Source organism: Microscilla marina ATCC 23134, assembly GCF_000169175.1.
Classification (GTDB): Bacteria; Bacteroidota; Bacteroidia; order Cytophagales; family Microscillaceae; genus Microscilla; species Microscilla marina.
This window is the reverse complement of the sequence record NZ_AAWS01000082.1, coordinates 1-22,989: the sequence shown is the minus strand read 5'-3', so window position 1 is coordinate 22,989 and position 22,989 is coordinate 1. Positions and strand designations below refer to the sequence as shown.

Annotated in this window: 27 protein-coding genes; 15 read left to right on the top strand and 12 right to left on the bottom strand. The window is 38.0% G+C overall.

All coding sequences use genetic code 11. The annotated features are described in order from the left end of the window. The first annotated feature begins 338 nt into the window (after positions 1 to 338). On the top strand, positions 339 to 728 hold the full coding sequence (locus tag M23134_RS35845) for a DUF1987 domain-containing protein (RefSeq protein ID WP_002705542.1): 390 nt from the start codon (positions 339 to 341) through the stop codon (positions 726 to 728). Positions 729 to 905: 177 nt separating this feature from the next. On the opposite strand, the gene M23134_RS35840 is transcribed toward M23134_RS35845, so the two are convergent. From M23134_RS35840 to M23134_RS35800, 9 genes are all read right to left on the bottom strand, one after another. After that, a complete protein-coding gene (locus M23134_RS35840) occupies positions 906 to 1,388 on the bottom strand; it encodes a hypothetical protein (RefSeq protein WP_002705540.1) in 483 nt (160 codons plus the stop codon). A 150-nt stretch (positions 1,389 to 1,538) separates the two neighbouring features. Then, positions 1,539 to 2,012, bottom strand: a complete 474-nt coding sequence (gene ybeY / locus M23134_RS35835) for an rRNA maturation RNase YbeY (RefSeq protein ID WP_002705537.1) — start codon at positions 2,010 to 2,012, stop codon at positions 1,539 to 1,541. A gap of 11 nt (positions 2,013 to 2,023) precedes the next feature. Beyond that, on the bottom strand, positions 2,024 to 2,425 hold the full coding sequence (locus M23134_RS35830) for an ATP-binding protein (protein ID WP_002705535.1): 402 nt from the start codon (positions 2,423 to 2,425) through the stop codon (positions 2,024 to 2,026). Positions 2,426 to 2,437: 12 nt separating this feature from the next. Continuing rightward, positions 2,438 to 5,872 carry a DUF4175 family protein gene (locus M23134_RS35825; protein ID WP_045115005.1) on the bottom strand — a complete coding sequence of 1,145 codons (3,435 nt, stop codon included), beginning with the start codon at positions 5,870 to 5,872 and terminating at the stop codon, positions 2,438 to 2,440. 87 nt (positions 5,873 to 5,959) lie between these two features. Continuing rightward, positions 5,960 to 6,739 (bottom strand): exodeoxyribonuclease III, encoded by a 780-nt coding sequence (locus M23134_RS35820; protein ID WP_002705531.1) that lies wholly within the window; start codon positions 6,737 to 6,739, stop codon positions 5,960 to 5,962. A 187-nt stretch (positions 6,740 to 6,926) separates the two neighbouring features. Beyond that, the gene (locus tag M23134_RS35815; protein ID WP_002705529.1) at positions 6,927 to 7,280 is read right to left on the bottom strand and encodes a hypothetical protein; all 354 of its coding nucleotides are present in this window, start codon (positions 7,278 to 7,280) and stop codon (positions 6,927 to 6,929) included. Positions 7,281 to 7,331: 51 nt separating this feature from the next. Further along, complete coding sequence (locus tag M23134_RS35810) at positions 7,332 to 7,688, bottom strand: carboxymuconolactone decarboxylase family protein (RefSeq protein ID WP_002705527.1); 357 nt, start codon at positions 7,686 to 7,688, stop codon at positions 7,332 to 7,334. Between the two features lie 168 nt (positions 7,689 to 7,856). Further along, complete coding sequence (locus M23134_RS35805) at positions 7,857 to 8,363, bottom strand: hypothetical protein (protein ID WP_002705524.1); 507 nt, start codon at positions 8,361 to 8,363, stop codon at positions 7,857 to 7,859. A gap of 147 nt (positions 8,364 to 8,510) precedes the next feature. After that, positions 8,511 to 9,134, bottom strand: coding sequence for a ParA family protein (locus tag M23134_RS35800; RefSeq protein ID WP_002705522.1), 624 nt, complete (start codon positions 9,132 to 9,134; stop codon positions 8,511 to 8,513). Positions 9,135 to 9,309: 175 nt separating this feature from the next. On the opposite strand from M23134_RS35800, the gene mdh reads away from it, so the two are divergent. The 3 genes from mdh (at position 9,310) to M23134_RS35785 (ending at position 11,098) form a co-directional block, all read left to right on the top strand. Continuing rightward, positions 9,310 to 10,248, top strand: coding sequence for a malate dehydrogenase (gene mdh, locus M23134_RS35795; RefSeq protein WP_002705520.1), 939 nt, complete (start codon positions 9,310 to 9,312; stop codon positions 10,246 to 10,248). Between the two features lie 140 nt (positions 10,249 to 10,388). After that, positions 10,389 to 10,727, top strand: coding sequence for a hypothetical protein (locus M23134_RS35790; protein ID WP_002705518.1), 339 nt, complete (start codon positions 10,389 to 10,391; stop codon positions 10,725 to 10,727). 74 nt (positions 10,728 to 10,801) lie between these two features. Next, positions 10,802 to 11,098: a hypothetical protein gene (locus M23134_RS35785; protein ID WP_002705516.1), complete on the top strand. Its 297-nt coding sequence runs from the start codon at positions 10,802 to 10,804 to the stop codon at positions 11,096 to 11,098. A gap of 38 nt (positions 11,099 to 11,136) precedes the next feature. Here M23134_RS35785 and M23134_RS35780 read toward each other — a convergent pair whose 3' ends face one another. Both M23134_RS35780 and M23134_RS35775 read right to left on the bottom strand, forming a co-directional pair. Next, positions 11,137 to 11,358: a hypothetical protein gene (locus M23134_RS35780; protein ID WP_045115004.1), complete on the bottom strand. Its 222-nt coding sequence runs from the start codon at positions 11,356 to 11,358 to the stop codon at positions 11,137 to 11,139. Between the two features lie 118 nt (positions 11,359 to 11,476). Then, positions 11,477 to 11,686: a hypothetical protein gene (locus M23134_RS35775; protein ID WP_002705512.1), complete on the bottom strand. Its 210-nt coding sequence runs from the start codon at positions 11,684 to 11,686 to the stop codon at positions 11,477 to 11,479. 207 nt (positions 11,687 to 11,893) lie between these two features. On the opposite strand from M23134_RS35775, the gene M23134_RS35770 reads away from it, so the two are divergent. The 4 genes from M23134_RS35770 to M23134_RS35755 all read left to right on the top strand — a co-directional run bounded on the left by M23134_RS35770 (position 11,894) and on the right by M23134_RS35755 (position 13,230). Next, positions 11,894 to 12,094: a hypothetical protein gene (locus M23134_RS35770; protein WP_002705510.1), complete on the top strand. Its 201-nt coding sequence runs from the start codon at positions 11,894 to 11,896 to the stop codon at positions 12,092 to 12,094. A 119-nt stretch (positions 12,095 to 12,213) separates the two neighbouring features. Beyond that, on the top strand, positions 12,214 to 12,486 hold the full coding sequence (locus M23134_RS35765; RefSeq protein WP_002705509.1) for a hypothetical protein: 273 nt from the start codon (positions 12,214 to 12,216) through the stop codon (positions 12,484 to 12,486). Positions 12,487 to 12,619: 133 nt separating this feature from the next. Continuing rightward, the gene (locus M23134_RS40295) at positions 12,620 to 12,823 is read left to right on the top strand and encodes a hypothetical protein (protein ID WP_002705507.1); all 204 of its coding nucleotides are present in this window, start codon (positions 12,620 to 12,622) and stop codon (positions 12,821 to 12,823) included. Between the two features lie 119 nt (positions 12,824 to 12,942). Further along, on the top strand, positions 12,943 to 13,230 hold the full coding sequence (locus M23134_RS35755; protein WP_002705505.1) for a hypothetical protein: 288 nt from the start codon (positions 12,943 to 12,945) through the stop codon (positions 13,228 to 13,230). A 296-nt stretch (positions 13,231 to 13,526) separates the two neighbouring features. On the opposite strand, the gene M23134_RS35750 is transcribed toward M23134_RS35755, so the two are convergent. After that, on the bottom strand, positions 13,527 to 14,519 hold the full coding sequence (locus M23134_RS35750) for a ribonucleoside-diphosphate reductase small subunit (RefSeq protein ID WP_002705501.1): 993 nt from the start codon (positions 14,517 to 14,519) through the stop codon (positions 13,527 to 13,529). Positions 14,520 to 14,959: 440 nt separating this feature from the next. Between M23134_RS35750 and rplU the strand changes: the two genes are divergently transcribed. The 7 genes from rplU to M23134_RS35715 all read left to right on the top strand — a co-directional run. Next, positions 14,960 to 15,271 carry a 50S ribosomal protein L21 gene (gene rplU, locus M23134_RS35745; protein ID WP_002705498.1) on the top strand — a complete coding sequence of 104 codons (312 nt, stop codon included), beginning with the start codon at positions 14,960 to 14,962 and terminating at the stop codon, positions 15,269 to 15,271. Between the two features lie 90 nt (positions 15,272 to 15,361). Next, positions 15,362 to 15,625, top strand: a complete 264-nt coding sequence (rpmA, locus tag M23134_RS35740; protein WP_045115002.1) for a 50S ribosomal protein L27 — start codon at positions 15,362 to 15,364, stop codon at positions 15,623 to 15,625. A gap of 184 nt (positions 15,626 to 15,809) precedes the next feature. Next, positions 15,810 to 16,496 (top strand): Crp/Fnr family transcriptional regulator, encoded by a 687-nt coding sequence (locus M23134_RS35735; RefSeq protein ID WP_002705496.1) that lies wholly within the window; start codon positions 15,810 to 15,812, stop codon positions 16,494 to 16,496. Positions 16,497 to 17,136: 640 nt separating this feature from the next. Beyond that, positions 17,137 to 18,411, top strand: a complete 1,275-nt coding sequence (locus tag M23134_RS35730) for a hydroxymethylglutaryl-CoA reductase (RefSeq protein ID WP_002705492.1) — start codon at positions 17,137 to 17,139, stop codon at positions 18,409 to 18,411. After that, positions 18,411 to 19,352 (top strand): UbiA family prenyltransferase, encoded by a 942-nt coding sequence (locus M23134_RS35725; RefSeq protein ID WP_002705490.1) that lies wholly within the window; start codon positions 18,411 to 18,413, stop codon positions 19,350 to 19,352. The genes M23134_RS35730 and M23134_RS35725 overlap by 1 nt, the downstream gene beginning before the upstream one ends. Next, positions 19,349 to 21,931 (top strand): PEP/pyruvate-binding domain-containing protein, encoded by a 2,583-nt coding sequence (locus tag M23134_RS35720; RefSeq protein WP_002705487.1) that lies wholly within the window; start codon positions 19,349 to 19,351, stop codon positions 21,929 to 21,931. The genes M23134_RS35725 and M23134_RS35720 overlap by 4 nt, the downstream gene beginning before the upstream one ends. After that, the coding region (locus tag M23134_RS35715; RefSeq protein WP_002705486.1) for a DUF3419 family protein at positions 21,928 to 22,989 on the top strand (1,062 nt) is incomplete at its 3' end. The genes M23134_RS35720 and M23134_RS35715, both read left to right, overlap by 4 nt.

Below are 22,989 nucleotides of genomic sequence, written 5' to 3'. Positions count from 1 at the left end.
TACTACAACAGCAATATAGCAATACTGCTTATCATCAAAAAGTAATTAAAGAATGTTCTTATTATAACTATTTCTTGAGAAGATAAATCTTATCTACTTAGAAAACAGGCATTAAGTAACCACTTAATGCCTGTTTTTGCTTTAGTCAAAATGGTTTTTATTTCAACCTTGAATGGACATTCCCTTTTATAACATCATTACAAACTGACAATCAACGGCTTATATATTTGAAATAAATTGAAATATTTTTATTGACTTTAACATGGTACTTTTGTAACATATCATTAGGATATAACACAGGCATTAAAGTTTTAACATTTACAAATTCTTTTGAACAGATGAAAAGTTTATTTATAGAAGCAGGTGATTATTCTCCAAAAGTATCTTTTGATACTTCCAGCAATGTATTTGAAATTACCGGAGATTCGTTTGGAGAAGACACACTCCGTTTTTTTAACCCTATAGTTGATTGGCTTCAAAGGTATTTAAAGCAAAACAATCGTTTCATAGAATTCAACATTCAGATGAACTATTTGAATACAAGTTCTTTTAAAAGATTCAATGAGATTTTGGCAATGCTGGAGCGCTACTATATGGCAACCAAAACATTGGTCAAAATAAATTGGATATGCAACCAGGATGATGATGAGATCATAGATTATGGGGAAGACATTAAAGAGTTTTTTGAAAACTTACCTATTAATATTCACATCAAAACAACAGCTTAAACTTTATATGAACAACCATCAGATTAAATCTAATGTAATGCCCTCCTTCAACCTCTTTGCTATTCTCAACTCTTCAAACAGCTTTTAGCTATTCTTCATCCCAGACTTTGCTCAATAAAGATGCGTTTTTGCTGACTACTAAAAAAATTATCCGATAAAATGAAGTAAACCAAGGTGTTAGACCTTGGCTGCAATCTCGTCTAACTCTATTTTATAATCATACTGAAGGTCTTCATGCAGGTAGGTAATGGTTTTGCGGATAGTCGCTATTTGACGTAGGTTAATGTTGCGTAATGCCAAACTCTTGCCCAATAAGGTATTTACTTTATTAAGATGAATACAAAAGTAAATCAGCAACTCTACTTCTGTTTCTTTATGTTTAGAGTACTTGATAAACTTTTTCACCATTCGCTGTATTTTACGAATACTTTTCTTAGCAAAATAAGCACTTTTCAGGTTGATGTTGGCAAACTGAACATCCATTTCCTCTTTAATACTCTCTATATAATTTGCTTCATTATTCGCTTCAAACAAGAGATAGGTTAACAACTCTTTATTTTCTTTTTTAAACTTTGACATCTTCAGACAAAGCTCAATTAATTCACCCTGAGGCATATTGTTTAGCTCATGTTTGATCTCTCTGATAGAAGCTGCTTTCATATTATTTTGGAAGGTTACCTGTCATACAGGTAGCGAATTAGGTATGTCAAAAACCTAAGGTATTAGGCTTTTTAGAATAATGAGAACTACTGGCATAGTTTGGTTTTTGTTTACCAAACAAGTCAATCATGTCAACAGATTTGCCTATGCTTACAAAGTAGTACTCCACAAAGTCAATGCTTTGTCTTCTTGAGTACGCATTATAAGCTTTTCATCATCAGTTTTATCACCAAACCCCAGCAAATGCAATAAGCCATGAGCCATCACACGGTGTAATTCAACAGCGAAAGAAGCATTATAGGTGGCGGCATTTTCGCGTATTCGATCTATACTGATAAAAATGTCGCCCTCTATTAACTGCTCTTCTTCAGAATTGTCAAAGGTGATGATGTCGGTATAAGTATCATGGTCGAGATACTCCACATTGATTTGGTGTAGGTAGGCATCATTACAAAATATATAGTTAAGTCCATTTATTTTATAATTAGCTTGCTCGGCAATAAGGTTTACCCACTTGATTGCCTCTGCTTCTTTGCTTAACACAAAGTCGGTTTGCTCGCTAAAAAAATAAACTCTACCATTATTTTGTGAAGATTGCAATACATCTTCAAATTCACTGCTCATAAAAGCTTCCCCTACATCACATAAAACACCATTTCTACCCTTCTGCCTTCATCAGCAAAATTCACCTCGTCACACAGGTTCTTCATCAAAAAGATGCCTCGTCCTCCGGGTTTATTTAGGTTTTCGGGGGCAGTAGGGTCAGCCAGGTTTTGATAGTCAAAACCAGGGCCTTCGTCCTGAACAATAAATTTGACACGATTGTCATTGAGTACTAAAGACAACAGCACATTTTTGTTTTTATCTTCACGATTTCCGTGTCTGATAGCATTATTAACCGATTCAGTTATGGCAATCATGATGTTGCCATAAATGTCATCGTTAATGTTGTGCTTTTCTTTTGCATTGTCTATAAAACTTTCGACAATCCTGATATTTTCTACCAATGAAGGTATTTTTATCTGAAGAGACGTCATACTATTAAGTATCTAATTATCAATTTTTTCAAAATACTCATCTACTTCTTTTTTATAATAAGGCGACAAGGCTGGTGGTATTGTTTTTAACAGCTCTATTTGTTTTGCTTTATTCTTGAAGTATTGATTTAGAGCCGGTGGCACTCGTCGTATTTTTTGATCTTTTGCAGACTTCGATTTACGCTCCTTATCCTGTCCCTGTTCCCGCAATGACTTTTCTGACTCCAACAAACGAGTTAAGATGTCTTTTTGGCGAAGTTTGGTAATTTGCTCAAGATTCTTGAAAACCAGGTTTTTTTCAACCTCTTCCATTTTCTTTTGCAATTCTCTTAAATCTTTTCCGTTTTTACCATCTTTCCCCATTCTTTTTTGCATTTCTTTTAATGCCTGGCGAATTTGTTCCTGCTCAGCTGCTAATTTAGCTAATTCTTCTGAAAGTTTTCGCCCTTGTTTACCACTCTTCTTTAATTGTTGAATTTTTTGGTTCAAACTTTTCTGCAATTGCCCCAAGTTGGGCTTTGGTTTTCCTTTTTTTCCTTTTTGAGGCTTCGACATAGCACTTGCCATAGAGTTTTGCATTTGCTTCATCACATCATTTAGCAAAAGTGCCAAATTATTCATAGAAGTCATCGCAAACTGTTGTTTACCTGTGGCAATGCTCAAACGTCGTCGTTTGATCATGTCAGTGCTTTCGTCCATATAATTTTTCATTTTACCCACTTCACGGGTTACAAATGATTTTATTTGAAATACTCGCTTTGCCAGTGCGTTCAAACTATCCTCAATGATTTTTGCATCATCTCTAAGTTTCAACTGCTTTTGACCTAGTTTTACAAAACGGGGATCAGAAAGACTCACCGAACGGAAATCTTTCATAAGCTTTTCCTGATCAAACGACAATGTAACCAAGTTTTCTAAAATAGCCCGCAAATCGTCTAAATTTTCCTGCATTTGCTGCTTCTGCATGTTTTGTTGCATTTGCTGCATCTGCTGTGCCATTTTCTTCATTTTTTTAGCCGCTTTTTTCTGTGACTTACCGGCTTTTTTGTTTTGTTTTTGCTGAAGTTGTTTTTGGCTATTTTGCTGTTCTTTTGATATATCCTCTTTTTCTTGTTTAAAATCTTTCATATCGTTGGGGAACTCAAGTTTTTTATCCATTTTTTTGAGGTCTTCCAACTGCTTTTTTATCTCATCAAACTTCTTAGTGAGCTCTTTTTGTTTTTTCTGCAAACTTTCGTTGCTCTCTTTTTTATCAGATTTGTCTGAAGAATTTTTCTTGTCATTTTTATCAGACTTCTGATCTTTATTCTTGCCATTTTTTTTGTCTGATTTGTTGTTGTCTTTTGTGTTGTTTTTATCAGACTTATCTTTTAAATTTTTATCGGTTTTTTCGGCAAGTTTGTCCTGCTTCTTAGCAAGCTTTTGTAAGTCTTTAGAGGTTTGGTCAAGTTTCTGTTCAAACTTTAATTGTTTAAACATTTCCAGAGCACGCTCTAACTCTTTATCCAGATTTTCTTCTTTTTTCTGAATTTTATCAAGCATATTCTGTATACGATCATTACGACGAGTTTGCTCTAAGAGTTTTTGTAATTCTTCATAAAGTTTTTTGGTTTCTTCATCCAGCAACTCATCCATCAACTTTTTCAGTTGTTGCATTTTCTGCTTTACCTCAGGGCTGGTTTCCGAGAAACGCTTTTGCTTTTGATTAGTAGTTTCGTTTTGTTCTTGGATCTTTTTTATTTCCTTGATCAACTCTTGTCGCTTCTCCAACAGTTCTTTTACTTGTTTCTTGTCCTGATAGTCCATATAACGCTTGTTGCGAAAACGGTTTTTCACGTTTTCCATGCTTTCTTTTAGCTTACGGGCTTGATTAAGCGTTTTGTCTATTTGGTTCTCGGTTTTTTCGGCTGCTTTGTCTATTTCTTTCTTCAACTCTTCTTCACCTGGAATCTTAAATGTCAAAGCAGTGGTTTTGGCACTTTTAGCTCCATTTACTCCATCGTTGTCCCATACCTGCGCAAAATACTCAAGGTTATCACCAGGTTGTAAATTCATTGGAGCCAAATCCATTTGATAATAATAGTTCTGAATTGATTGTCCTGAGTTGAGCTGAAGATCTACAGCCTGAAGCTTACCTGGCTTACCATCACGGGTAATGCGGTAAAACATTTTGAGTTGCGACAAACCATAATCATCTGATACACTTCCACCAATACTTAAATAATCGTACATGGTGGTATCTTTGTACTCTTTGATATTGATTTTTGGGTACCGATCAGGGATTACATTGATATAATAGTTAATATCTTCTTTGTTACCGCTAAACTCATTTTTGAGTTTAACCTGGTATGTTTCAGAGCGTCGGGCACTGCGATTATACTTAAAAGTTTTTGGATTTACTTTTTCAGCTTTTACTACATCCTTGCCTTCATTGAAGAATAAAGCCAACTCTTTGGAGTTGTTGGTTTTAAAATTCCATTGAATTTGTGTTCCTTCAGGCACTACCAAGTTACCAATGTTGTCCCAGTTTTCACTGGCTTTGTTAAGGTATGCAGGATAGTTTAGGTTGGCACTGAATGACAATAAGGTAGGACGTTCTATCAAACTCACGCTGTGGTTTTGAGAACTAAAGCCCGCTGACTCAAACTTGAATTCAGTCGCTTTTTGTATTTTTTTGAAAGTATAAGAAAACTTATCATAACGACTTTTTTCCATTTTGTAGCGTCGCCCTCCAGATACTAAATACACATCAGGTGGCATAGTGCGTCCTTTTAAGTCTAGTTCTACTACAAAGTCTTCATTTTTAAACGCTTTCAGATTTTTATTTGCCAAATGAAAAGTGAATGGGGCAGGTTCTACATACTCGTTGTCGTAGTTGATAATACGTGCTGAGCTTTCAGAAAAGAATGTGGGAGTAATAATTAAGATTAGCAATAAAACCAATAAAGGTGGTACTACATAACGCAGATAACGACGGTTTTCAGAAAAACGCACAGCATCAGTAAACTTTACAATACCCAACTGGCTGGTGCGTTGCTCTATACTTGCCATCAGCAAAGCATTGTCTTTATCTGCTGCATTATGTAATTGAATAGTATTTAAAAGTTTGTCATCTACATTAGGGAAATATTTACCAATTTGAACGGCTGCTTCTTCGTCGCTTATTTGTTTATTAATGTTCAATAGTTTAGAAATAGGCCATAACACCCAAGCAATCAGCGTAACTACAGCGGCTGCCAGAAATGTATAGAACAGGCCAGCTCGTATGGTGGTATTGAACTTACCGAAATATTCGGCAGCATTGATTATAATGTAAGTTGTAAGCAGTAAAGCGGCAGTCACCAAGAGTCCCTTAAACAACATGTTAAGGTAATACTTGCTTTTGTACCGCTTCAGCTCGGTCATTAGTTTCGAGCTTGGGGAAAATGAAGCGTTTTGATCTGACATGTTTTTTTAGTGTTATCTTGTTGGTTATTTACAAAAATATCAAAATATATCTAAAGTTTTTACACCTATTGCAATTTTTTGTTTTCACTAATCTACCTCAATCAAAATTGGGCAGTGATCGGAGTGCATAGCCTCTGATAAGATAACGGCACGTTTGAGGTTTTCGTTTAGGGATTTTGAAATCATCTGATAATCAATTCTCCAACCCAAATTTTTAGCCCGAGCATTGGTGCGTACATTCCACCAAGTATAATTATGAGGCTCTGGATTTAAATACCGAAACGAGTCGGTAAAACCAAGTTCCATAAAATCAGTAAGCCAATTACGCTCTTCAGGCAAAAACCCTGATCTTTTTGCATTAGATTTAGGATTATGAATATCAATGGCTTGGTGAGCAATGTTATAATCACCACAAATAATGAGATGAGGCACTACTTTTTTAAGTTCGGTAATGTATTGTTGAAAAGCAAGGTTCCATTCCATTTTAAAAACGACCCGTTCGGGTTTAGTACCTGAGGGCATATATACGCTCATTACTGAAAAGTTATCATAATCAGCTCGGATAATTCTTCCTTCATCATCTATCCAGCGAGTGTCATGCCAATCGTAATCACCATAACCATACACCACATTATTAGGTTTTATTCGGCTAAAAATAGCCACTCCACTGTACCCCTTTCTGGTTTGGGCTGGTTGCCAATATAAATGATACCCCAACGCCTCTAACTCAGCTGTGTCTACTTGTTCTTCCAGTGCTTTGAGCTCTTGTATACACAATACATCACAATCTGCTGCTTTGAGCCATTCTACTAAACCTTTACGAATAGCTGCTCTTATACCATTTACGTTGTAAGAGATAATTTTCATTGAATATTATATCGTTAGATCAGGTGTTTTTATAAATATAAGGTGGTGAGACACATGTAAAACTTGTAGTTGTGCCTAAACTAATGGCATTAACAAACCCTATAATACTCTCATTTTCAACATATTATAGTAAGCTACTATTGGCTTGTCAACCAGTGAGTGATTGTATTAGAATAAGATGCTTTTTTTATAAAATCCCCTCATCTTCAAAGTAATCTAATACGTATATTTTGAGTAAATGTTCCTGATTGAGCAGGTCTACATGGGGCAGTTTCTTTACCAACTTCCAGTGTGGCCAACCATCTTTATCTAAGCCTTCCAGCTCATAAAATCCTGCTTTGCTTAGCACCCTGCATATAGCTATATGCATCAGGTCTTGTTTTTGTTCTTTGGTAAACTGTCTTACTCCATGTCCCAATTCTTGTACCCCAATCAAAAACATGACTGCGTTCAAATCAGCCGGGCGCTTACCTATAGTTTTTTCCAAAAAGTTAAGCAATGCCTGCCAACGTTCTTCTATGTTACTCTCGTCTTCTTCCATATTGTTTCACAAGTAATAAAAGGCAGAAGTCTCCTTCTGCCCTAATATGTCTTATTTCCCTTGATTTTGTTGCAATGTTTCCCAGTATTCAACGGCACGACGCAAGTGTGGAATAACAATGGTACCACCTATCAGATTGGCAATAGCAAACACCTCAAATACCTGCTCAGTAGTTACCTCTAGCTCATAACACTTACCTAAATGATAACGTACACAGTCATCGCAACGCAACACCATAGAGCAAGCCATGCCTATCATTTCTTTGGTGATTACGTCTACCTGCCCTTCTTGATAACAATTGGTGTCAAGGTTAAACAAACGCTTGAGTACTTTATTGTCTGCTCCCAAAATTTTCTCATTCATTTGGGCACGGTATGTATTAAATTCTTCTACAATATTCTTTTCCATATCAATTGGTCAATCGATGGTTTACTGTCTTTGTTTCAAATGTATAAAATGTTTTAGCAAGTTATGGGAAATGGTCACGTTAAAAAGCTGTTAAGTCAAGCACAAAAAAACCCAAATGCTGCTATCAAACATCACTGGGCTTTGTAAAATGTACAATGAAAATTGTTATTACAACATTTTATTGATTCGGTCAGACACAGATACCAGAAAGTTCATTGGAGCCATTGCCAGGTCTACCAATATGTCTACTCCTTCATCTATGAGGCTTTCTGAAGATTGTGGAAACTCTGCTCCTACTTTTTTGGCAATGCCTGCCCACACTTCACGCATAGTTTTATCTTCTTGTTTTGCCAAGGCATCTAATTGTGTCAAGATAAGCGCTTCGCTTACTTTTTTGGTAGCAGTAGCTTTAGAAGTGTTTTTTCTGGCAGTAGTAGTTTTTGACTTAGCGGTTGCTTTTGGCTTACTCACCGTTTTTTTAGCCGATGGTTTGCGGCTGGGAGTTTTTTTTACAGGTGTTTTATTAGTTTCACCAACTTTTTTTACCTCTACCAATTGTTTGGGCTCTTTTGCCAAAAATTCTTCTTTGCTGTTAGCCTTGGCAGGTTGCTCCTCACTGCTTTTTGTTTCTTTCAAAAACTCGTTCAAGTCGTCAAGGGTATTCTTCTTTGCCATGTTTTCTTAATTTTAGCTTGTTAAATATTAAGTCGAATTGTCTTTTGTATTGGGATTTGCAAAATATAAAAGCGACAAGTCCTAAGATACCGATGAATATCGATACCACAAATGGTTGTGACTATTTTTATATCACTTCTTGATAAATTATTGTAACATCCCAATCAGTTCGCGGGCAATATCCTGGTATTGTTTTTCGGGCAGAATAGTACTAAATTGAGCATATATGTTTTTTGCTGGAACAAAATTTTCGGTAATGACTGTTTTCAGGTCTGCCAGTTGGCGATGAATATTTGCTGGGCTGGTTCTGCTATGAACCCGATTGGGCAATACAATAATCTTCAGGTTTTTGTTAATGTCCTGGGCTGGCTTCAGGTCTTGTACCGTTTGATAAGTTACCAATACATCGTTTTGAGTGAGGCTGGTAGGTACTACTACCGCATCACTCTGAACCGCCAGGTTTTTGATATTATTGTCAGTTGTTTTTCCTGCGCTATCTATAATAATATAATCTAACTTTGCTGGATGAAGTGCTTCTATATCGGCCAAAACCTTGTCATCTTTTGAACCTATAATATCGAAAATACTCCCTTCTTTAGCTCCCGACTTGAACAATTCCATTTTACGCAAAGTGCTCAATGTATAGTTTGTATCTGTCTCTATCAAAGCCAGTTTATAGCCTAAACTATGCAGCATAGTAGCTATTTGAATTGCGTTGGTAGTTTTGCCGGTGCCACCTTTGCGGCTTATAAAGGAAATTATCTTTGCCATAAATTTTAATATAAAAATGGTACTTTTCTAAGTTAACCCAAGTAAAAGTATAGTCGAATATTTTGAAATACAAACAAAATCCAACAACAATGCTTGTATTTTTATGAATAATTAAAGAATTTCCACTGTCCATTGATTTACGACAATTTTATATTAAAATAACTATACAAAAAATATGAAAATCACAGTTGTAGGCGCGGGAAATGTTGGTGCTACATGTGCCGACGTGTTGGCTTACCGCGAAATTGCCAACGAAGTAGTTTTGGTAGATATTAAAGAAGGACTTGCCGAAGGTAAGGCTCTTGATATGTGGCAAAAAGCTCCTATCAATCTATATGATACCCGTACAGTTGGAGTAACCAATGACTACAGCAGAACGGCTGGTTCGGAAGTGGTTGTGATCACGTCTGGTATTCCTCGTAAACCAGGAATGTCTCGCGATGATCTTATCTCAACCAATGCAGGCATTGTAAAATCTGTAACTGAGCAAGTGATTGCTCACTCTCCTGAAGCCATTGTTATTGTGGTTTCTAACCCACTAGATGTCATGACGTATGCGGCTCACACTACAGCCAAATTGCCTCGTACCAAAGTAATGGGTATGGCAGGTATTTTGGATACAGCGCGTTACCGTGCTTTCTTAGCAAGTGAGCTAAACGTATCTCCTAAAGACATTCAGGCTGTATTGATGGGTGGTCATGGCGACACTATGGTGCCATTGCCTCGTTATACTACAGTAGGTGGTATTCCAGTAACCGAGTTGTTGTCTAAAGACAAGCTTGACCCAATTGTAGAACGCACTAAAAAAGGCGGTGGAGAATTGGTCAAACTAATGGGTACTTCTGCCTGGTATGCGCCTGGTTCGGCGGCTGCTCAAATGGTAGAAGCTATAGTAAAAGATCAACGTCGTGTATTCCCAGTTTGTACTAAACTAGAGGGTGAGTATGGCATTGATGATTGTTACTTAGGCGTACCTGTTATCTTGGGTAAAAACGGTATCGAGAAAGTAATACAACTTGACCTAAATGCTGGTGAGAAAGAACTATTAGAGGTTTCTCGTGGCAAGGTAAAAGAAGTAATGGATACTTTTGATTCTTTGATGGCGCAAGTTTAATCAAGGGATAAGTTATAAGTCCACAATATTGGCTTTGAAACTTTAGAAAGACAGGTATAATGCCTGTCTTTTTTGCTTTAGCCTCAACTTTCCTCCCTCTTTTGAAGTAATAAGTAAGTATACCCATACAACAAGTATTTATGAAAATGCAAAATATGTTGGCTCAAACTAAAGTAAAAACAAAAACAACATTCCTCACCATTGTACTATTGCTCATGCCACTCTTGACAATGGCTCAATACTACACCGCCGAAGAATGGGAAAAACATCAGGCAGAGCAACAAAAAATCATTGGTTATGTGGCTCTAGGTGTGGTGATCACCATTGGGCTTATTATTGCAGTTTGGTTGTTGGTAATCAAAAAAGAAAAAGATGGCAAAATCAAGGTGAAGACTTATTCGCCTAAAGATACTTATCGCAAAGGTAGCAGTGGTGGAGATGGCTTTATTGGTGGCTTTAGAGATGGGTGGGATAATTGACAAATGTGTGTATTCTTAACCTTCCTTTTGTGATCATCGTAATAACTTACATAACCACCAAAACTTTGTCCCAAATGATCAAACTAAAGAACTTAATTTTTCGCCCATTCTCTATCACTATTACACTACTGCTTATACTTACCACTCATACAACCTACGCGCTCAGTCAGGCAGAAGTAAACCAGTTGTATATAGGAATCTACGTAATTTTTGGAATCATTGCGATATTGGGCATCATAACAATAGTAATAGTTAAACGAAAGCCTAAAGATAAAAATGGTAAAATAGAAGCCAGTACCTACTCACCTAAAGACACTTACACAACAGGCCCTAAAGGCATCAACAGTTTTTTTAACCCAGACCTAGAGTAATTATACATTCAAATAAAAAAAGCAGGAATCACTTATCGTTAGTAAATATAACACATGTTCTCTTCAATCACTCCTATACAAATTCCTCCACCTGGGGCTGATGTAGCAATGGCACATACTCCTGTATGTTCACCACCACCTACCAAAAAAGAATCTTGAGAACAATGCCTTGGCATACAGGTTTCACCCCACCCTCCAGCAACTTTCTTTTGAGCATCTTTAGATAGTACTTGGTTTTTGTCTACTCTAAACTTTTTCATTTTCTGCATTTTTGATGGCCTGGATAATCATTTGGTCTTAAGGTAACTTGCTGTCCCAATAAAAAGGCAGGAATTGCTCCCTGCCTTGTATATGTTGTTGATAACTACCCTTACTGATTTATAAGCAGCAGTTACCCTCACGGTTTATACGTCCAAAACAAATTTCTCCTGTATTGCTAGGAACAGCACACCTGTTACCAAAGGCATCAGAAAAAAACAGGTCGAAACACCCTGTTGGACAGCTACTCAATACAGGTCTACCTCCTAAAATCTCTTTTTGTGCATTTTTAGATAATACCTGGCTTTTGTCTACTTTAAATTTTTTCATTTGTATATTTTTTAATAGTGTAATAATGTATTGGATGATTAAATTTTCTCAAAATATATAATAGAAACTCCATAACTTCAATTATTTATTTGCAAAAACTTGTAGTAGGCAACAATATGTTTTGTTTGGTTTCAAAACCTGCTACTAAATGCGTAAATAATCGTTCTTTAGCTTAACTTTACCTCTACCACCAAACCATATAAAAATATGACCATAGAAGAGTTAAAAAAGTTTTTTGAAGAGCATCCATCATTGAGCATTAATGGAGTAAACAATGAAGCAGGATTAACTGACAGCTATTTAGGTAAGATTTTAGGAGGCAAACGACCTTTGAGCCAAAAGACTGTAGAAAAGTTGCTTCCAGTGCTTAAAAGATATGGATATGCTGAAAAAAAAGAAGATACATAGTGCGATTTAATCGGACTTTTTATTATATTTGTAACACTTCTTCGAGTGAAGAAATAGCCAACGGGTGGAAATTGGAACATCTCCCGCTGGCTTTGTATCCATATCAAACAACATGAACAATGCAAGGTAAAAACCATTCATTGAATAGCCAAACTACGCCCCTGCAAAACGAGGCAAAGGCTCAACTCAATGCCCTGACCGAGGGCTTACGCTATAGTTTGCAGCGAAGGTTAGAAGATATTATTGCGCTTAGTCAAGAAGCGCTCACGAGCCTACAAGACCCCACCAATGCCTTACCTACTCACCAAATAGAACATCAATGGATTTTGATGGAAGATAATGTACGTCTTGCCCAAAACGACTGGGCACTATTAGAGTGGCTGGTTGTCTAAACCCATATTCTTTTACCCCTACATACTACCGGTGGGGGTTATCAGATCTTATATTGCATCCACTAGAGACTATTTACTCATTACCAAAAAAATATTCCTTAACTTTACCTCTACCACCAAATCATATAAAAATATGACCATAGAAGAGTTGAAAAAGTTTTTTGAGGAAAGACCAGCCTTGAGTGTAAGAGGAGTAAATGATGATGCGGGGTTGTCTGATAATTATCTCAATAAGATTTTGCGTAACAATCAAAAGATAAGCAAGAAAACTATTGATAAACTTGACCCTATTTTAAGGAAATATGGGTACCAGTGCAACAAAAATACCCCAAAATGAGGTTTTTTTTATTATCTTTTTATTATATTTGTAACACTTCTTCGAGTGAAGAAATAGCCAACGGGCAGAAATTGGAACCTCTCCCGCTGGCTTTGTATCCATATCAAACAACATGAACAATGCAAGGTAAAAACCATTCATTGAATAGCCAAACTACGCCCCTGCAAAACGAGGCAAAGGCTCAACTCAATGCCCTGACCGAGGGCTTACGCTATAGTTTGCAGCGAAGGTTAGAAGATATTATTGCGCTTAGTCAAGAAGCGCTCACGAGCCTACAAGACCCCACCAATGCCTTACCTACTCACCAAATAGAACATCAATGGATTTTGATGGAAGATAATGTACGTCTTGCCCAAAATGATTGGACACTATTAGAATGGCTAGTACCTCAACCTCTAAATACCTGACACATTATTTCGGCGATATTCGCACCCTGACTTTACTTCAAAAATATCGCGTAGCTATGGCTATGCTCAATTTTTGAAGTTCGTCAGAGAACAAATCTCATCCAAAATAAATAGAGCATTTACTTAGAGGATAGGGTACTAAGTGATACGCAACAAACAGCCATTAGCGGCTAAAAATGCTTTGCTTGGGTTTATTGGGCAGAATCATCATACATGCACCCACAAAAAACGGGTGTTTTCTTGTGACAGAAAACACCCGTTTTTTAAATTATTTGTTTTGCAATAACTATTGCCAATTAAAAATCCTCGTCCATACTAAAGCTATGGTTACCTTGCCCTGAAGCAGGCTTATTTGCCACACCTGCCTTAGAGTACTCACTTACTCTCTTCTCAAAAAAGTTGGTTTTACCTTCAAGCGAGATCATTTCCATAAAATCGAATGGATTTGCCGTATTGTATTGTTTTTCACAACCCAACTCTACCAACAACCTATCAGCTACAAACTCGATGTATTCACTCATTAAATCAGAATTCATTCCAATCAGTTTTACAGGCAATGCATCGGTCACAAACTCTTTTTCAATCTCTACAGCATTCTTAATGATTGATACTACAGTTTCGTTTGGCAACTTGTTTTTGATGTAGCTATTGTACAACAAACAAGCAAAGTCGCAATGCAAACCTTCGTCTCTTGAGATCAATTCATTAGAGAAGCTCAAGCCTGGCATCAAGCCACGTTTTTTCAACCAGAAGATAGAACAAAAACTTCCTGAAAAGAAAATACCCTCTACTGCAGCAAAGGCAATCAATCGCTCGGCAAAGCTCCCCTTATCGATCCAACGCAACGCCCACTCAGCTTTTTTCTTTACACAAGGTACTGTTTCGAGCGCATTAAATAAACGGTGCTTTTCGTCAGCATCTTTGATATAAGTATCAATCAGCAAAGAATAGGTTTCGGCGTGGATGTTCTCTATTGCCACCTGAAAACCATAAAAACAACGCGCCTCAGGGCTTTTTACTTCTTCAAGAAAGTTTACTGCCAGGTTTTCGTTTACAATACCATCGCTTGCCGCAAAAAACGCCAATACATGTGTAATAAAGTGGCGCTCATCATCATTCAGTTTTTCGTCCCAATCTTTCAAGTCTTGCGCAAGGTCTATCTCCTCAGCTGTCCAAAACGAGGCTTCAGCCTGTTTATACATTTGCCATATATCGTTTTGTTGAATAGGAAATAATACAAAGCGGTTGTCAACGCTTTCTAATAGAGGTTCACTGACAGTATTGCTCATTTTCTTTATTTTTTATGATATAAAATTTCTTGATTTATGCATCAAACCATTGTCAAAGCAAAATGTTATCTCCATTTTATCAAAAAACAGAAACTCCCAAATAACAGCTATAAAATAACTCAGGAATGATACAAAAGATTAATAACACCTTGATAAAGCAAGGCGTTGCTGGGGTGTTTTTATACCACAAAAGTGAGAAGAATGAACAAGAAATACAAGGTAGGTAAAGGGATGAAGCCCTAACTGATTGGCTGTCAAAAGGGAATTTTTTTATTTTTTATTTCCTCCATTTCTATGTACTTGGTTTTGTCTTTACCTGATAAAAATATCTTCCAGTTATCCAACTTTTATACAATGGATTCGTGCAAAACGTTTGTATTTCGAAAATTAAAGGCTAAATTTGCGGTCTGTTTTGCAGTTATAATAAATCGTAGAGAGAAATGTATGCAATTGTAGAGATCGCAGGTCAGCAGTTTAAAGTGCAGAAAGGCCAATACGTATATACTCACCGTCTTCAAGATGAGCAAGACTCAGCGGTAGTTTTTGACAAGGTGTTGTTGGTAGACAATGACGGAGATGTTAAAATTGGTGCTCCCGTAGTAGATGGTGCAAAGGTATCTGGTAAAGTTTTGGAGCACGTAAAAGGCGACAAGGTAATCGTATTTAAAAAGAAAAGACGCAAAGGCTATAAGAAAGCCAACGGACATCGTCAGTACTTGAGTAAAGTATTAATCGAGGACATCACAGCATAAGCTATCCTCGTTTTTGCTGTTTGTTGGGGTTTCCCAACAAATACAGATTTCAAGAAAAAATCTTAAAAATATTTTAAATTTTATAAAACTATGGCACATAAAAAAGGAGCTGGTAGTTCTAGAAACGGTCGCGAGTCGGAAAGTAAACGACTAGGGACTAAAATCTTTGGTGGCCAACTTGCAAAGGCTGGAAACATCATTATACGTCAGAGAGGTACTAAACACCATCCTGGCAAAAATGTAGGAATGGGAAAAGACCATACCTTATTTGCATTAGTTGAAGGTACTGTTCACTTCAAAAAAGGACAACGTGATCGTTCTTTTGTTGTAGTTGAGCCTGTTTCTGCCAACTAAGTTTAATTTGGAGATACCTTATCTGAGGGTAGGTTACAAATAACCATACCTCCAGATTACATTCCATAAAATAAGACAGGGAGCATAGTTTTTCAACAAACTGTGCTTTTTTTGTGCCTTTACTTTCGCTATATTTGATAAAAGACTCATTCACCCTACTTCATTTAGTCAGTCCTCTATTATCATGCAACAAGATGTTAAATATTGGTACTTGCGTAATCATCAAATATTTTCACAGATTACTGATGACAAATACCAAGAGCTATGTGTGTGGGTTGGGTTTAAAAAAGCCATCAAAAATGAAGACATATTTTTTACCCACGAGCCTGTCAAACGCATTTATTTTCTCAAAAAAGGCATGCTCAAAATCATCAGTCAGGACGCTGATGGCAACGAAGTGACTAAAGATATTATTCAAAAAGGAGATATATTTGGCGAAATTGCTTTGGATGAAGCACCAGACGGGGAAACATCAGAATATGCTAAAGTAATTACTGATGAAGCAGTAATGTGCACTTTCACCCTCGAAAACTTTGAGAAAGTACTGACTAAAAACCCTTCTATTTCGTTGAAATTTACCAAAAAGGTAGGTAATAAGCTCAAAACCCTTGAGAATCGTTACAATCATCTCATTTTTAAGGATGTACGTACCAGGGTGATCCACTTTCTTAAAAAATTTGTTCAAGACAATGGAGAAGCACAAGGCAAGCTGTGGTCGACACGTAACTACCTTACCCATCAAGACATTGCTCATCTGACAGGATCTACCCGCCAAACAGTTACCTCTATTCTTAACCAACTCAAAAAAGAAAATCGCCTGATTTACTCACGCAACGAAATCGTAATTCCTGACCTTGAAGGCTTAAAGTAAGCGTTATATTATACCCATTGTATATCCTTGGCTGGTCTCATTTGCCACCCAAATATAGTTTTTGATAATACATTGGCACTTCAAAACTACACACCCAAACCTAATTTAAGTACTATTACTCACTCTGGATTGTCAAAAAAGCAAAACCTTAAAAAATACAGAATATTTTTTATTCAAATGTTTTAAAAAAGTTACATCCAGAGCGCTTTCAAATTCACAAATCCTTCTATAAACTTCTACAAATAGTACCAATCAACTCGTTGTTTTTTTAGGCAAATGGTCAATAAACTGACACAAGCACACTTATTAAATATCTTGCATAAAAACACATTTACTACAATTTAATTAGTAAATTATGCAATAAAATACCTTTAAATTCTTAATTCCCACCAAAAATATCTTTTTTAAGGTAATATACAATCCCAACTTAAACAAATACCATAATTTTTCAACTTGACTCAGTTAAACTTTTTACTCCTGTCTCGTATTGACTATAAACCCCTACTCATATGCGGTAGTCATCAAAATTTTTCAACAAAGTATAGTACAAAAAAAGGAAGTTTAAAACGTAAGCACTTATAGACACACTTTCTTATAAATGTATGCTTTATCTTTGTTGGTTTAACTTAACATCCTACTTATGTCTTATAGCCATAAACACGTAAAAAAGGTACTTGAACAAATAGAAAAAGTAAAAAGTATTGAGGCGTATACACAGCAAATTGCTCCGTTGACCCAAGAAGAAATTGACAAGTTAGACCGAAAAAGTTTTAACGGTTCAGCTACTACCGAAGGCTTAGAAGCAAGATTGAGCTTCCTTGCTGAGCAAGGAGTTTCAGTAGATCGGTTAACTAGCCACTCTGGTTTAGAAAGTCCAGAATCGCTTAAAGGCAACATTGAAAATTTTATAGGCATGGCACAAGTGCCAGTGGGTTTAGCAGGTCCTTTGTTGGTAAAAGGCTCAGAAGCTCAAGGCGACTTTTTTGTACCACTTGCTACCACTGAGGGCGCCCTGATTGCCTCCTATAACCGAGGAATGAAAGCTTGCCGTTTGAGCGGAGGCATTACTTCGGTATGTTTGATAGAAGGTGTGCAACGTAGTCCTTTCTTTAAGTTTGATAACCTGGGAACAGTAGGACTATTTATCAAGTGGGTATACCAGCGCATGGATAAATTTACAGAAATTGTAGAAAGTACCAGTCGTTTTGCCAAGCTCAACGACCTCAAAGCCAATATAGAGGGCAACAGTGTGATTCTTACCTTTGAGTACCTTACTGGAGATGCAGCTGGACAAAACATGGTGACGATTTGCACCGACAAAATATGCAAATACATTTTGGCAAACTTTGATATAACCCCGCTTGAGTGGTACATAGAGGGCAATTATTCAGGAGATAAAAAGGCGACTACGCTATCGTTTGTAAATGTAAGAGGCAAAAAAGTAACTGCTGAGATTGTAATCCCCCGTTTTGTAGTAGATAAGGTACTAAAAACCACCCCCGAGAAAATCGCTCAATATTGGCAATCATCTACTTTAGGTGTGATCCAAAGTGGAGCCATTGGTGCGCAAGGACATGTGGCCAATGGACTTACGGCTTTGTTTATTGCTTGTGGGCAAGACGTTGCCTGTATTTCTGAATCATCTATTGGACTTACCCGAATGGAAACTAACACTGATGGAGATTTATATGTGTCGGTTACTTTACCCTCGCTTATTGTGGGTACAGTGGGTGGAGGCACCTCACTTGCTACCCAAAAAGAATGCCTTGAAATGTTGGGCTGTGCTGGCGCCAACAAAGCCAAGAAGTTTGCTGAAATCTGTTGTGCAGTAGCACTCGCTGGCGAAATATCAATTGCTTCGGCTATGTCTGCCGACCATTTTACTAATGCTCACCAAAAATTGGGAAGAAAATAATGAGTAACCCTGAAGAAAACTATCTACCGTTTGCTAAACGTTTTTTAATTTATCAAAAAGAAAGATTTCCTTTTATTGCCCACGGAATTATGATTTCGGCTTTCACATTTTCGGCTGTATCTTATTCAAGAATTTGTCGGGGAAAAGAAGGTTTTATCAATTGGTCAGACTTTTTTATTGGCGTTTTTGCCACTGTGACCCTTTTCTTTTTGGTCAGAATATTCGACGAATTCAAAGACCATGAAGATGATATAAAATACCGTACTTACCTGCCTGTACCTCGTGGCCTAATGTCGCTTCAGGAACTCAAAATAATAGGTTTGGTAGTAGGGATTACCCAAATAGCAGTCATTGCTATTTTCCAATTACAAATGCTCTATTTGTATGTGATTGTGCTCCTGTATTTGTGTTTGATGGGAGTAGAGTTTTTTGTACCTGAGTGGCTCAAAAAACGCCAAATCATATACATTACCTCACACATGGTCATTATTCCATTAATTGACATTTATGCCAGTGGTTTAGATTGGTTGTTGGGGGGGGGGCATCCACACTGGGGGCTTGCCTGGTTTTTTGCCGTATCGTATACCAACGGTTTGGTACTAGAGTTTGGGCGTAAGATAAGAACACCTGAAGGCGAAGAACCCAACGTAGTGTCTTATACTGGGCTATATGGTACCCGTGGAGGCACTTTGATATGGATAGGGCTCATGTTTACCACCATGTTGTTAGCCATTGGGGCATCTTATTATGCCAATTACAGCAGTTGGGCAATCCTTATTTTGGGCGTATGCTTTGTGTTATGCTCACTGCCAGGTTGGTCTTTTTTAAAAACGCCTACTGCCAAAAAAAGTAAATACATAGAATACACCACCGCACTGTGGACTATATTGATGTACCTCGCCTTGGGCGGCATTCCAATGTTGAAAGGATTATTGTCATGATATTTATTCCAAGTATAGAAAAAACCGCCCCAGAAGGCATCGGAGGCAAAGCTAGTAATTTACTTCGTTTGGTAAAAATGGGTGCACAAGTACCAGCTTGGGCAGTAGTGCCTCAGGTTGTTTTGCTTGATCAATTGTCTGGGCAAACCGACAAAGCCAGTATCAAAGCTGAATTTGAACAACTCGTGGTACCACAAGAGGTGTTGACGGCGTTGCAAGCCTACTTTGGCGACAACTACGCCAATAAAACTTATGCAGTACGTTCATCAGCTATAGATGAGGATGGTAGCCAATTTTCTTTTGCCGGGCAGTTCGAAACCTTTTTGCATGTATCATTTGACCAATTGGCTGAGAAAATCAAGGCCATTTGGCAATCGGTAGTATCTGATAGGGTGATGACTTACCGTGAGGAAAATAACTTACCACTACAGTTAGGTATTGGTGCCATTGTACAAGAAATGGTAGCTGCCGAAGTTGCTGGAGTTGCCTTTGGAATGAACCCAGTATCGGGCGATAAAGAAAGTAAGGTAATTTCAGCAGTGTATGGGTTGGGCGAAGGGCTGGTATCGGGCGAACTGGACGCTGATACGTTTACGCTTTCGCCAAAAGGCACTGATACTCAATTGGCGCATAAAACCCACGCTTTGTTAAGAAAACCAGCAGGCAGTGGTATAGAAAAAGTCCCCTTAGATGCCACTAAAAGTGATTTGGCTACTTTGCAAGATACCGAACTGAAGGAAATAGCGGCTTTGTTGGATCGTTTGGACGAACACTTGGGCACCCCACAAGACATTGAATTTGCTTATGCAAATAACCAATTATACTTGTTGCAAACCCGTCCTATTACTGCCGCCGGAAGCAAACCAGAAGGTGAATATATTTTGTGGGACAACAGCAACATTATAGAGTCTTACCCGGGCATTACTACTCCCCTTACCTTTTCATTTATTATAAAAATGTACGAAATGGTATACCGCCAGTTTGTAGGCATTATGGGAGTGACCGATAAGGAAATTAACCGCCACGAAGAGGTGTTTGCCAATACGTTGGGACTGGTACGGGGCAGGGTATATTATAATTTGCTCAACTGGTATAAGATGTTGGCAATGCTGCCTGGTTACTCTATCAATGCTGAAAACATGGAGCGGATGATGGGGGTAAAGGAACGCTTTGAACTGGAAGATGACTTTGGAATGAGCAAGGGGCGAGCACGTTGGCGAATGCTGACGATGGGAATAAAGATGATTCAGAAACAATTTGGGCTACCCAGGGAAAGAAGAAAGTTTTTGAGCCAACTCAAGTCTATTATGGCATCGTATGATGCTATTGACTTTGATGCATTGACTCCAGCTCAAATCATTGCTCACTATAATAAGTTCGAATCATCGCTGTTGATGCGTTGGAAAGCACCCCTGGTCAATGATTTTTTTGCTATGATTTGGTTTGGAATGCTTGAAAAACAAGCCATTAAATACTGCCCTGACCAGCCCAACATTCACAACGATTTGTTGTGCGGAAGCCAGGATATTATTTCGGTAGAACCCATTCACCGAAGCATAGCTATAGCCGCGCTGGTCAATCAAAATAAGGAAGCCAAAGCACTTTTCATGAACAAAACGCCCGATGAGATATGGGCGGAGTTCTGCAATGGGGCTTTTCCAGCTATCAAACAAAAACTGGAAGAATACATCCAACTATTTGGCAATCGCTGTGTGGGTGAACTTAAGCTCGAAACTATATCTTATGCCCAAAAACCTGCCTTATTTGTCAAGGTCATCAAGTCTTATGTGGCACAGGGCATTACCCAAAAAAGAAGCGAGTCTAACATTGAAGAAGAACTGAGAGAAGCAGCCGAAAAGAAAATATTTGGTGCACTTAAGGGTAAAGGTGTTAAGCGTTGGTGGTTTAAATATGTACTCAACAAAGCGCGTGACTTGGTAAGCAACCGCGAAAACCTGCGCTACGAAAGAACCAAGGGCTTTGGCATGGTGCGACGAATGTTCTCAGCGTTGGGCAAAAAATTACACGCTGCCGGGCATTTACAAGATCCAAGAGATGTGTTTTATCTAGAACTTGCTGAGATTAAGTCTTTGGAAAAAACTCCTTTCAGCGAAAGCTTAAAAGAACACATTGTTGCCCGCAAAAAAGAGTTTGCTGCATATAAAACTCAAAAACCTCCTCAGGAACGCTTTTTTACTTATGGACATAACTTTACAGACGAATACATTTATTCGCTGGAAAAAATAGAAGATGCCGAACAAGATCTAAATGGCATTGGTTGCTGCCCTGGCATTGTGCAGGCAAAGGTAAGGGTAGTGATGGATCCGAACGAAACCGACTCACTAAACGGGGATATTTTGGTGACTTCGAGCACCGATCCGGGCTGGGTAACTTTGTTTCCTACGGCTTCGGCTATTATAGTAGAGCGTGGAAGTTTGCTAAGCCATTCGGCTATAGTATCACGCGAGATGGGGATTCCTTGTATAGTAAGTGTTACCGGGCTTTTGCGCACACTAAAGTCTGGCGATGAAGTATTGATGGATGGAAGTACAGGCAAAATTAAAATTATAGAGCAATGAGTGAACAGTTAAAAAAAGTCAGGCACGATTACATACGTTACGCCAATTGTTGGGAAGACGCAGACATTTTGTTAGACGCCCTACAGGTAGGTAACGACGACCGGGTATTGTCTATAGGATCGGCAGGAGACAATAGTTTTTCTATGCTTGCCCAAGACGCTGAACTGGTAGTGGCAGTAGACATTAACCCAGTACAGCTCAATTTGATTGAACTAAAAAAAGCGGCAATTGCTACGCTCAATCACCAAGAGTTTTTACAATTTCTGGGGTTTGAAGAATGTGAGCAACGTTGGGAGCTTTTCCAGACGGTAAAAAGTGAGCTTTCGAGCGAAATAGCGAGCTTTTGGTCAAACAGGCGTCAAGAAATAGAAGAAGGCATTATTTATCAAGGGAAGTTTGAAAAATACTTCAAACTATTTCATAAAAAGGTTTTACCGCTTATTCATACCAAGAAACGCATCAGGCGATTGTTTGAGTTAAAAAGCGCCAACGAACAAGCCGAATATTTCAATGCTTCGTGGAACAATCGCAGGTGGCGGCTATTATTCAAGATATTCTTTAGCCGATTTGTAATGGGTAGATTGGGGCGTGACCCTCAGTTTTTAAAAGAAGTAGAGGTTCCTGTTTCTACGTTTATTGCCAGCACTGCCAACGACCACTTAAGTTCGGTAGCTTGTCAACAAAATTATTTTTTGCAGTTTATTCTTACTGGTAAATTCAACACGGCATTGCCACATTATGCCAGAAAAGAAAACTTTGAACTTATTAAGCCTCGCATCCACCGAATGACAGTGTACAACGGGCTTGCCGAGGATGCTTTCAAAGCATTTGAAGGCTTCAATAAGTTTAACTTATCTAATATTTTCGAATATATGAACCCTGAACTTTTCCAATCGGTGAGCGAAAACCTGTGGCAAGAAGCCTTGTCAGGAGCACGTTATGCCTATTGGAACCTAATGGTGCCCAGGCGCATGTCGAAAATACTATCGGGGTTATTCTATGATGAAGCCAACGCCCAACACCTTTCCCAACAAGACAAAGGATTCTTTTATGGTAAC